The organism is Hornefia butyriciproducens (assembly GCF_009695915.1).
GTDB classification, from domain to species: Bacteria; Bacillota; Clostridia; order Peptostreptococcales; family Anaerovoracaceae; genus Aminicella; species Aminicella butyriciproducens.
On sequence record NZ_VUMZ01000019.1, the window covers coordinates 1 to 10731 of the forward strand.

The window sequence follows — 10731 nt, forward strand, 5'->3', positions numbered from 1 at the left end:
AACTGAATCCGGTGGCAATAGCGAGGAGGTCACACCTGTTCCCATCCCGAACACAGAAGTTAAGCTCTTCAGCGCCGATGATACTTGGCGGGTGACTGCCCGGGAAAGTAGGACGCTGCCGGTTCAGAGATCAAAAGACAAGTCAGAGATGATTTGTCTTTTTTATTTCGTTTTTTTCCTGAGTTGTGAGAGTTTTTTTGCCCGGCGGCCGCTGACTCTCCGGAATCTTTATTGTTTATAAAATTTTCTTAACTCTATTGAATTTGGTTATTTTTGTGTTAATATTTAAGTAAGGCCAATTCGGCTACAATTTATTTTCAGGTGACGATTATGTGAGAGGGAGTGACATTTATGAAAAAGAAGAACACTAATATTGTCAGTGTCATCGTCCTGATTGTTGTAGTTGCGGTTCTCGTTATCGCAGCGTTTACAACAGACGCCAAGAGCGTACAGAAAACATTCTGGGCTCTTGTTCCGCCGATCATAGCGATTGTCCTGGCACTTGTCACCAAGGAAGTTTACAGTTCATTATTTATCGGTATTGTTGTAGGCGGTCTTCTGTATTCCGGCTTCAGTTTTCCGGGCACGATCAAGCATGTCTTTACCGACGGAATTGTTGCGCAGCTGACGGATGCGTACAATGTCGGTATCCTGATCTTCCTGGTAATTCTGGGAATCATGGTGTGTCTGATGAATAAATCAGGCGGATCAGCTGCATTTGGAAGGTGGGCGCAGAAACACATCAAGACGAAAAAAGGTGCACAGTTCGCCACCATCGTCCTGGGTATTCTGATTTTTATCGATGATTATTTCAACTGTCTTACAGTGGGAAGCGTCATGCTGCCGGTTACTGACCGTTTCAAGATTTCCAGAGCGAAGCTGGCATATCTGATTGACGCGACTGCGGCCCCGGTTTGTATTATTGCACCGATTTCGTCATGGGCCGCCGCTGTATCGGGTTTTGTTCCCGGTAACCAGAACGGGATTGCATTATTCTGCAGCTGCATTCCATGGAATTTCTACGCATTGTTCACGATTGCGTTCATGTTCGCCATTACGGCAATGCAGGCTGACTATGGCCTGATGGAGCAGCATGAGCTGAACGCGACGACAAAGGGTGATTTGTTTACGACGCCGGAGCGTCCGTATGCTGAGGCGGATAAAGCCAAACTGAAGGAGGATGGAAAACTGTTCGATATGCTGATTCCGGTTATTGTCCTTATCATCTGTTGTGTTATCGGTATGCTCTGGAGCGGCGGGATGTTTTCCGGAAAGAATTTTGTCGAAGCCTTCGCCAACTCGGATGCTTCCGTAGGTCTTGCAGTCGGATCCTTCTTTGCGCTGATCATTACCCTTGTTATTTACATGGCAAGGCGCGTAATGAATTTCACGGAGTTTATGGCCTGCGTTCCTGACGGATTTGCAGCGATGATCGCACCGATTCTTATACTGACATTTGCCTGGTCTCTGAAGGGCATGACGGACAGTCTGGGTGCGTCTGTCTATGTTGCGGGTCTGATTAAAAACACCGCGGGCAGTCTGATGAATCTGCTGCCGTTTATCATCTTCCTGATTGCGGTCGGTCTTGCTTTTGCCACCGGCACTTCCTGGGGAACGTTCGGAATTCTGATCCCGATCGTTGTTACGGCATTCAAGGACACCGATCCGAACCTGATGATCATCGCAATGTCCGCCTGCATGGCCGGCGCAGTCTGCGGCGATCACTGCTCGCCGATTTCGGATACCACCATCATGGCTTCTGCGGGAGCCCAGTGCTACCACATCAATCACGTCAATACGCAGCTGCCTTATGCGATGACTGTCGCGGCGATTTCCGCGGTCACGTACATTGTGGCGGGATTTTCGCGCAACGTGGTTGTGTCGCTGGTATTTGGCTTTGTCGTACTGATCGTGCTTCTGTACTTCCTGAAGAAGAGGGAACAAAAGAAATACGGCGCGGCCTGGGCAGACTGATCCTGCGCCCCGGCGCATCGGAACACGAACCCGGCTGTGAATGCGGCTGTATAGTATATGAATCCCGCCTGTCTGCGCAGATTGCAGACAGACGGGATTTTTGCTGTTTCAGAGAAATTACAGAAATTGGCAATTATTACCAACAATCTATGGACGGAATTTACATTTTATGCTATAATTAGCGCATGCTCATTATGTCCTCATCGGACTTAATGGGCGCTGACAATGATTTATTTGCAGCGCCGCGGCGTACAGCCGGCTGCAATGGGCACCGTCGCGCGGAGACTGATACATGTGAAGTGCATGCCGTGCTGTGCCCGGCTCAGGTAAGGGAGGTCGTTACATGATCGTATTGAAAATTATATTTTGTGTGATGATCTGCGTACCGCTGGCCTGTGTGGGATGGTTCCTCTTTGAAAAACTTCTGGAATCTGCCACCGGCGGCAGAAAATAAACGGGAGTTATCGATGAACAGAGGGCTTTTTATATCATTTGAGGGTCCGGACGGATCCGGGAAATCCACGCAGATTGAATATCTGAAGACCTATTTCCGGGAACGGAGAATCGACTGCGTGTTCACCCGTGAGCCGGGAGGCACAGAGATCGGAGAAAAACTCCGGGAGGTGATCCTGGATAAATCGAACAATGAAATGTGCGATATGACAGAGACTTTGCTGTATGCGGCCAGCCGGGCGCAGCACGTCTGTCAGCTGATCGGTCCTGCGCTGAAGGAAGGAAAGATCGTCGTCTGTGACCGCTTCATGGACTCCAGTATCGCCTATCAGGGATATGGGAGACAGTTGGGAGATAAAGTCAGAGTGATCAACGAATATGCTGTCATGGGCATAATCCCCGATCTCACATTTCTGCTGGAAATCGATCCAAAAGTCGGAAAGGGAAGGATTCGGGCGGACGAGAGAGACCGGCTTGAGAGTGAAAAACTCCGGTTCCATAACCGTGTGTACCGGGGTTACCTGCAGCTTGCGAAACAAGAGCCACAGAGAATCGTACTCATTGACGGAAACCGGAGCCGCGAGGAGATGAGAGAGAACATCACGGGGCACATTGAGAGACTCCTGGAACAAAGGAATGGACAATGAAGCTGACGGATTACAGGAAATATGGAAACGCTGCGGAGCAGCTGTCAAAGGCGGTTTTGTGCGGCCATATCTCACACGCGTATATTTTTGAGAGTGACAATGATGTGGACAAGGTTGGATTCGCTAAAGCGTTCGCAAGCGCAATTCTCTGCAGGAACGCTCCGGGTGAGGGTTGCGGACAGTGTCCTGCATGCAGAAAAATCGCCGGCGATAATCATGAGGATGTCTATCACATCGTGCCTGTAGAAGAAAAGAAAGGATATCCTTCAGTGAAGGACGGTGCGATTGAAAAACTTCTGAAGGATCTGAAAACCATACCGACAGCGGGGGACCGGAATATCGCCATTATTGAAGGCGCCGACACACTGACGCCGAAGGCGAGAGGCCATATTCTGAAAACCCTGGAGGAACCGGCGCCCGGAACGGTGATCATTCTTTTGTCAGAGAACGTGTACAATCTTTCGCCTCCTATCAATTCCAGATGCGTCCGATATCATCTGATGAATTTTGCTGATGCGTCGGATACGGAGATGGATGCGTTTGCCGATGAAATACTGCGGATGACATTCGGCGGAGCGTTCTTCTTTGATATCTGCAGAAAACTGGACGGTGAGATTAAGGGCAGGCCGGATGCGTTTACATTTCTGGATGCGATGGAAAACCGGATCGGGTATTACCTGCGCAGACAGACACCGGAATTTCAGAGCGCGCGGCTGGCGAAAGGAGTCCGCGACGCGGAAAAGGCGAAGGAAAGGCTCCGGCGGAACATAAATTATAAATATGCGGTCAGGGAACTGATTTTGAAACTGGAGGGAAATAAATGGTAAATGTTGCTGGGGTGCGGTTCAAAAGTACCGGAAAGGTCTATTACTTTGACCCCTGCGATCTGGATGTACAGCCCGGGCAGGGTGTGATCGTCGAGACGGCAAGAGGGATGGAATTCGGTACGGTAACAATGGGAATCACACCGATCAAGGAAGAGGATGTCACACGTCCGCTGAAGAAGATCGTAAGGATTGCCGGGGAGAAGGACATCGCCCGTCACGAGGAAAACGAGAAGAAAAAATCCAGGGCGATGAAGACGTGTCAGGAGAAGATTCAGAAGCATCACCTTGAGATGAAGCTGATCGATGTGGAATATACATTTGATAATAACAAGATTATCTTTTACTTTACGGCGGACGGACGCGTTGACTTCCGGGAACTTGTAAAGGATCTGGCCGGTGTCTTCAAGATGAGGATTGAACTGCGCCAGATCGGCGTGCGGGACGAGGCAAAGATGCTGGGAGGCGTAGGATCCTGCGGAAGAGGTCTCTGCTGCGCCACATGGCTGTCAGATTTTCAGCCCGTCTCCATCAAGATGGCGAAGGTGCAGAATCTGTCACTGAATCCCGCGAAAATCTCCGGCGTGTGCGGCAGGCTGATGTGCTGTCTGAAGTATGAGAACGATGTCTATTCCGAGCTCCGGAAGGGGATGCCTGATGTTAATGAGCGTATCGAGACGCCGGAAGGGCTGGGAAAAGTTGTCGAATCCGATGTCCTGACCGGAAAGATCCGTGTGCGTATCTACACCGGAGAAAAGGACGATACCGGAGCTGACAAGCTCAGCGCGGATGTCTATACCTATAAAAAAGACGAGATAGGAAGATTTGATAAAAAGGACCGGAAACCGCAGAACGGCGGAAACAGCGGTGCTCACGGAAAGGGGCATGACAGGCCCGGAAAGAATCATCCGGAGCACAGTGCACCGCGAAACGGTGCCGGAGGAGAAAAGACCTTCGGAAATGGAAAGGGCAGAACCAGAGAGAACGGGGAAACAGCGGAACCTGAAAAGAAAAAATCCGGAAACCGTCGCCGTCGCCGCCGGAAGAACAGGAAAAACGACGGCAGAGTGAATCCGCAGGAGTCCGGCGGAGGCGTCAGGGGAACCGGAAATGACAGAGAAACATTCGCTGAGAATTGACGATACCGGATTCGGCGACGTCCGGATTCTTCAGGATCCGGAAACGTTCTGCTACGGGGTTGATGCGGTTCTTCTGGCAGGGTTCGCAGCCGAACGGCTGAAGGGCAGGAGCCGGCCGTCAAGACTTTGTGATCTGGGAACGGGAAACGGGATCGTCCCGCTGATTCTCTCCCACAAAACGCCTATAGGCGATATGTGGGGTATCGAGGTTCAGGAAGAGATCTGGCGTCTTGCCGTGAAGAACGCTGAGCTGAACGAACTGGAGGGAAGGCTGCATTTTCTGCACGCCAATGTTCGCGATATTCGGACGAAGCCTATCGAATGCCGGAGTTCCGGCAGGCAGCCGGAAGCGGCGTGCCGGGTGGAACACGCCGAATATCCGATGCCCGAAGAACAGTCTGAACCCGCCGTACAGTCGGACATCCTGGCAGAGCTGGGAGGATCGGGAAGTTTTGATGCAGTCACGATGAATCCTCCGTATACGGCAGCGGGGAACGGACTTCCGGCCGGAAACGAGGCCAGGACCATCGCCCGCCATGAGGTTGCGGGAAGTCTGGAGGATTTCCTGAGGGCAGCGTCCGTGCTTCTGAAAGACAAAGGTCATCTGTTTATAGTACATCGTCCTTCCCGGCTGATTGATCTCTGTGAACTGAGCAGAAAACTTCGGCTGGAACCCAGAGAGATGGTCTTTGTGAGCGGAAAACCGATGGAGAAGCCGAATATCGTATTGATGCACTGTGTCCGGAACGGCAGCCGCGGCCTGCGCATCTTGCCGGAGCTATATGTGAGAGAGCCGGACGGGAGTTTCTCCCGTGAGATGCTGAAACTCTATGAACGGGAAATTCCTGTGCAGGATGCGGCCTCTGAGCTGCAGAAAGAGAGAGAGGGATCAGTTTCTGCGGCCGGAGAATGACATATTCGCCGCTGAAGGAAAAATCAGTATAAGAGCCGGATGTAAAGTTAGTGTAAAATAACAGTTGCTATTATTTGGAAATTTGTATATAATATTCCACAAGGGAAGACGGGTATATCATCCGTCAGGAGTTTGGAGGTTTGAGCCATGATAACAATTGATCTGAAGTACACATTAATCTGCCTGGTGTTTGTCGCGCTGATCATCCTGCTGATCTTTCTCTGTGTTCTCGCGAAGAACCTGATCACAACGGTGAAAAACATGAATAAGGTCATCGATGATGCTTCGGTGGTGTCGGGCGTTGCCTCGGATAAGGCGATGCAGGTGGACGGAATTGTCGGGGATCTCGGCAGTGCGCTGAATGACCTTACCGCGGCCATGAAGGGCAACCAGAGTCTGGTGGGTGCCATGACGAACGTCGCCAAAGCGGCAGCATCGACGGTGTCCTATTTTAAAAGTTCGGATCCTGCGGAATACTACAATGAAGAGGAAAAGAAAAAGTGGAGGAAACACTGAATTTGGAACCGGACCGGAGAGGCCCTGAAAGGAGACGTGAGAAATGAAAGCTACTGGTATCGTGAGACCGGTTGATGCGCTTGGAAGGGTTGTGATCCCTGTGGAACTGAGACGCAATCTCGGGATAAAGACAGATGATTCGCTGGAAGTCTTTGTTGACGGGCAGTATATCATGCTGAAAAAATACGAGCCATCCTGCATTTTCTGCGGAGATATTGATGATATCCGGCTTATTCACGGAAAGAGCGTATGTGCGAAATGCATCGAGGAAATGAAAAAACTGTAACGTTTTCTTAAGAATAATTAACCTGCCCTGTGCAGGTTATTTTAGTTATCTTTGTTGAAACCGCTGAAGATAATTAGTATACTAATAGATGAAGAAAAAAAGCAACTGTTTTGGAGGGAAATGTGGCGAAATTTTTAGTACAGAAAAGTGAACCGTTAAACGGAGAAGTATATATCAGCGGCGCGAAGAACGCGGTGCTTCCTCTGATGGCGGCGGCGCTTCTCAGCGGAGAAACCTGCCGGATCGAGGATGTCCCGGATCTGCGGGATGTGGAGGTGATGAAGGAGATTCTGACCTCACTGGGAGGAAATATCAGGGAAGCAGAGGACACGGTTCTTGAAATTACCTGCGATTCCATAACGACGAACGAAGCTGATTATGAGCTGGTGCGGAAAATGAGAGCCTCCTTTCTGGTTCTCGGTCCGCTCCTTGCCCGTACGGGCAGAGCCAAGGTGCATATGCCGGGCGGCTGCACGATCGGTGCGAGACCGATTGACCTTCATCTGAAGGGCTTCGAGGCTCTGGGCGCGGAGGTTATACAGAAGGACAATTATGTTGAGGCGATAGCACCCGCCGGCGGTCTCAGAGGAGCCAGTGTTTATCTGGATTTCCCGAGTGTGGGAGCTACGGAAAATATTATGATGGCGGCGGGACTGGCCCAGGGAACCACATACATCGAGAACGCCGCCGAAGAACCGGAAATCGTTGATCTGGCGAATTTTATGAACAAAATGGGAGCCCGGATTAAAGGTGCCGGTACGGATACAATTAAGATCGAGGGCGTGGAAAGCCTGAAGGGTTGCTTCCATACGGTTATTCCGGATCGGATCGAGGCGGGAACCTTCATGCTGGCAGGCGCGATCACCCGGGGACAGGTTCTGATCAAGAACATTGTTTTCGACCATGTCAAGCCTATTACCGCCAAGCTTCGTGAATGCGGCGTGACTGTGGAGATGGGGGACGAAGGCATATACGTGGTGGCTGATCAGAGACCGCTGACATCTACTGATATCAAGACACTTCCGTACCCGGGATTCCCGACAGACATTCAGTCGCCGTTTATGGCATTTCTGACTACGGTAGAAGGTTCCAGCACAGTGATTGAAACGGTGTTTGAGAATCGTTTCATGCATGTGGCGGAGCTGAACCGGATGGGAGCCAATATCCAAACGGAGGGGAACAAGGCGTATATTCAGGGCGGCAAAACTCTGGAGGGAGCGCAGGTGATCGCAACTGATCTACGGGCCGGCGCAGCGCTTGTACTGGCCGGTCTGGTGGCGAACGGAACTACTGAGATCTCTGAAATCTATCACATTGAGCGCGGCTATGAGAAATTTATGAAGAAATTCAAGGCGCTGGGCGCTAACATTTTGAGAATCGACGATTAAATTAACAGTCGCCTGCGGTCGGATTACCGGTCGTCCGGCACAGAACTGAAACAGACAGGAAAGAACAAAAAACGGAAAGAAGCGGAGGGAGAAAATGGCGGATTTAAAGTATCTGGAACTTCTGGCTAAGGACTATCCGAATCTGGAAGCGGCATCGGCAGAGATCATAAACCTGAATGCGATTCTGGCACTGCCGAAGGGCACGGAATATTTCCTGAGCGATCTGCATGGAGAACATGAAGCGTTCATCCACATGCTGAAGAGTGCGTCGGGGACGATCCGGATGAAAATCGACGAACACTACGGAGGGATTCTCAGCGAGCAGGACAGAGATGATCTTGCGGCACTGATCTATAATCCTCAGGCGGAGCTTAAACGCCGCCATAAAAGCGAAGCTGACTTCAACAAATGGTGCACCACTGTGATATATCGCCTTATTACGATTTGTCAGTCGGTGTCCACAAAATATACCCGCTCCAAAGTCCGTAAGCGTCTGCCCGGAAATCTGGCCTATGCGATGGACGAACTGTTGCACGCGGATGACGAGGCGAACAAAAATCACTATTATGAAGCGATTATCAGTTCGATTATAGAATGCGGAATCGCGGATCGCTTCATCGTGGCGATGGCGGAGGCAATTTCCGATCTGGCGGTGGATCATCTTCACATTATCGGAGATATTTTCGACAGAGGGGCGCATCCTGACCAGATTATGGATTTTCTGATGAATTACCATGATGTGGATTTTCAATGGGGGAATCATGATATCGTATGGATGGGGGCAGCTACCGGAAACTGGGCCTGCATTACCAACATCCTTCGCATGAACATCAGCTACAACAATTTCGATATGCTGGAGGTGGGCTACGGCATCAATCTGCGTCCGCTGGCTACCTTCGCGGAACGCGTTTACGGAGACGACCCCTGTGAGAAATTCATGCCCCATATCCTGGATGAGAACATCTACGATCCGGTCAGCCCGCTTCACGCAGCGCAGATGCACAAAGCGATTGCAATCATGCAATTCAAGATTGAAGGACAGAGGATCAAAGCGCATCCTGAGTATGGCATGGAAAAGCGGCTTCTCCTGGATAAACTCAATCTGAAGGAGGGAACGGTTACCGTCGAGGGAAAGGTCTGGCCTCTGCGTGACACTAATTTCCCGACGGTTGATCCGGAGGATCCCTATCGCCTAACTCCGGAGGAGGAGCAGGTCATGGAGAGTCTGGAAGCCTCAATCCTGAATTCTGAGAAGCTTCAGCGTCACATCCAGTTCCTGTTCAGTCATGGGGCTTTGTACAAAAAAATAAACGGAAATCTCCTCTATCACGGATGCGTACCCATGGACGAACAGGGCGAGTTCGTGGACGTCACCCTGGGAGGCGGGACCTATCGCGGAAAAGCACTGATGGATTACCTGGACAAGCAGGTGCGCGCAGCCTATTTCTCGCCAGATGAGTCGCAGGAGGTCGGACGCTCCGGCGATCTGATGTGGTACCTCTGGGAAGGCAGCAACTCTCCGCTGTTCGGCAAAGAAAAGATGACGACGTTTGAGCGTCTGTTCATCGCAGACAAAGCCAGCCACAAGGAGCCTACACGCCCGTATTACAAGCTGATCCGACAGAAGGAGCCTGTGCAGCATATTCTGAGAGAATTCGGGCTGGATCCCAATCACGGTAAGATTCTGAACGGTCACGTTCCTGTCAAGATCAAGGACGGCGAAAGTCCGATCAAGGGCGGCGGACTGCTGTATGTGATCGACGGCGGAATTTCCAAGGCCTATCAGAAGCAGACCGGAATCGCAGGTTATACCTTTATTTTCAACTCCCGGTTTATGGCTCTGGCAGAACATAAGCCCTACACGCCACTGCAACCGGACGGTACACAGACCTTCACCTCACCGACTCTGCAGATTGTAGACACCCTGCCCGAACGTATGCTGATCATCGACACCGATCAGGGCGCCGAGCTCGTGGAGCAGGTAAACGACATGAAGTCACTCTGCGACGCGTATCGCCACGGTCTGCTGAAACAGCAGTACTAGGTAGTAAAGGACATTGATTTGCCGGCGGTTTCGGCGGCAGGTCAACATCGTGAATAAGTAACAAAAGCAATAACAGCCACCAATCAGCCGGTGGCTGTTATTGTATTATAAGGTTATTCCAGATGTGCAGGAGATGGGTCTCTGTGCGACCCGGCGGAATATAAGGCAATACGCAAATGGGCAACTTATATTATCGATAAAATGGGTTCTAAAAAATATGTTGGGGTGGCTCACTGTCTGTGAGCCATCTTTAGATTGAAAAAGTAAGAGCATCAAATACCAAAATCCTGTAGAATAAAGTTGCGAAACAAAACCCTCGGGAGGTAATCAATGCTCTACAGAGATTGTATCGAAAAACTGCTTCAATTGGAAGATGTAATCGTCACAAATATAGAATGCTCCGGCAGGCAAATGCATATTCATCTAAGGATGCAGCAGCGCCTGCACCACTGCCCGAAATGCGGAGCCGTCACCAGCAAGGTTCATGATTACCGGACACAACTGGTCCGGGACGTCTCCATCAGCGGCTATGATACGATCCTGCATT

At 50.7% G+C, this 10731-nt stretch carries 10 protein-coding genes and 1 rRNA gene; all 11 read left to right on the top strand.

Annotation, left to right across the window (positions count from 1 at the left end):
• The first annotated feature begins 7 nt into the window (after nt 1–7).
• A 5S ribosomal RNA gene (gene rrf, locus FYJ64_RS11135) occupies nt 8–124 on the top strand.
• A 227-nt stretch (nt 125–351) separates the two neighbouring features.
• The gene (locus FYJ64_RS11140; RefSeq protein ID WP_154575199.1) at nt 352–1974 is read left to right on the top strand and encodes a Na+/H+ antiporter NhaC family protein; all 1623 of its coding nucleotides are present in this window, start codon (nt 352–354) and stop codon (nt 1972–1974) included.
• 467 nt (nt 1975–2441) lie between these two features.
• Nucleotides 2442–3074: a dTMP kinase gene (tmk, locus tag FYJ64_RS11145; RefSeq protein WP_154575200.1), complete on the top strand. Its 633-nt coding sequence runs from the start codon at nt 2442–2444 to the stop codon at nt 3072–3074.
• Nucleotides 3071–3901 (top strand): hypothetical protein, encoded by an 831-nt coding sequence (locus FYJ64_RS11150; protein ID WP_154575201.1) that lies wholly within the window; start codon nt 3071–3073, stop codon nt 3899–3901. Before tmk ends, FYJ64_RS11150 begins: the two co-directional genes overlap by 4 nt.
• Nucleotides 3895–5037: a PSP1 domain-containing protein gene (locus FYJ64_RS11155; protein WP_154575202.1), complete on the top strand. Its 1143-nt coding sequence runs from the start codon at nt 3895–3897 to the stop codon at nt 5035–5037. The genes FYJ64_RS11150 and FYJ64_RS11155 overlap by 7 nt, the downstream gene beginning before the upstream one ends.
• The gene (locus FYJ64_RS11160; RefSeq protein ID WP_154575203.1) at nt 5009–5950 is read left to right on the top strand and encodes a tRNA1(Val) (adenine(37)-N6)-methyltransferase; all 942 of its coding nucleotides are present in this window, start codon (nt 5009–5011) and stop codon (nt 5948–5950) included. Before FYJ64_RS11155 ends, FYJ64_RS11160 begins: the two co-directional genes overlap by 29 nt.
• A gap of 147 nt (nt 5951–6097) precedes the next feature.
• A complete protein-coding gene (locus FYJ64_RS11165; protein WP_154575204.1) occupies nt 6098–6466 on the top strand; it encodes a hypothetical protein in 369 nt (122 codons plus the stop codon).
• A 43-nt stretch (nt 6467–6509) separates the two neighbouring features.
• Entirely contained in the window at nt 6510–6752 is a 243-nt protein-coding gene (locus FYJ64_RS11170; RefSeq protein ID WP_075714177.1) for an AbrB/MazE/SpoVT family DNA-binding domain-containing protein, read from the top strand.
• A 122-nt stretch (nt 6753–6874) separates the two neighbouring features.
• Nucleotides 6875–8140 (top strand): UDP-N-acetylglucosamine 1-carboxyvinyltransferase, encoded by a 1266-nt coding sequence (gene murA, locus FYJ64_RS11175; protein WP_320615731.1) that lies wholly within the window; start codon nt 6875–6877, stop codon nt 8138–8140.
• Nucleotides 8141–8234: 94 nt separating this feature from the next.
• Nucleotides 8235–10184 (top strand): fructose-1,6-bisphosphatase, encoded by a 1950-nt coding sequence (locus tag FYJ64_RS11180; RefSeq protein WP_154575206.1) that lies wholly within the window; start codon nt 8235–8237, stop codon nt 10182–10184.
• Between the two features lie 330 nt (nt 10185–10514).
• A partial coding sequence (locus FYJ64_RS11185; RefSeq protein ID WP_206045534.1) for a transposase family protein occupies nt 10515–10731 on the top strand: 217 nt, incomplete at its 3' end.

Excerpts from the sequence above, each read along its gene's own strand:
- FYJ64_RS11140 (WP_154575199.1), top strand. The coding sequence starts at position 352 with ATGAAAAAGAAGAACACTAATATTGTCAGTGTCATCGTCCTGATTGTT.
- tmk (WP_154575200.1), top strand. The coding sequence starts at position 2,442 with ATGAACAGAGGGCTTTTTATATCATTTGAGGGTCCGGACGGATCCGGG.
- FYJ64_RS11150 (WP_154575201.1), top strand. The coding sequence starts at position 3,071 with ATGAAGCTGACGGATTACAGGAAATATGGAAACGCTGCGGAGCAGCTG.
- FYJ64_RS11155 (WP_154575202.1), top strand. The coding sequence starts at position 3,895 with ATGGTAAATGTTGCTGGGGTGCGGTTCAAAAGTACCGGAAAGGTCTAT.
- FYJ64_RS11160 (WP_154575203.1), top strand. The coding sequence starts at position 5,009 with ATGACAGAGAAACATTCGCTGAGAATTGACGATACCGGATTCGGCGAC.
- FYJ64_RS11165 (WP_154575204.1), top strand. The coding sequence starts at position 6,098 with ATGATAACAATTGATCTGAAGTACACATTAATCTGCCTGGTGTTTGTC.
- FYJ64_RS11170 (WP_075714177.1), top strand. The coding sequence starts at position 6,510 with ATGAAAGCTACTGGTATCGTGAGACCGGTTGATGCGCTTGGAAGGGTT.
- FYJ64_RS11180 (WP_154575206.1), top strand. The coding sequence starts at position 8,235 with ATGGCGGATTTAAAGTATCTGGAACTTCTGGCTAAGGACTATCCGAAT.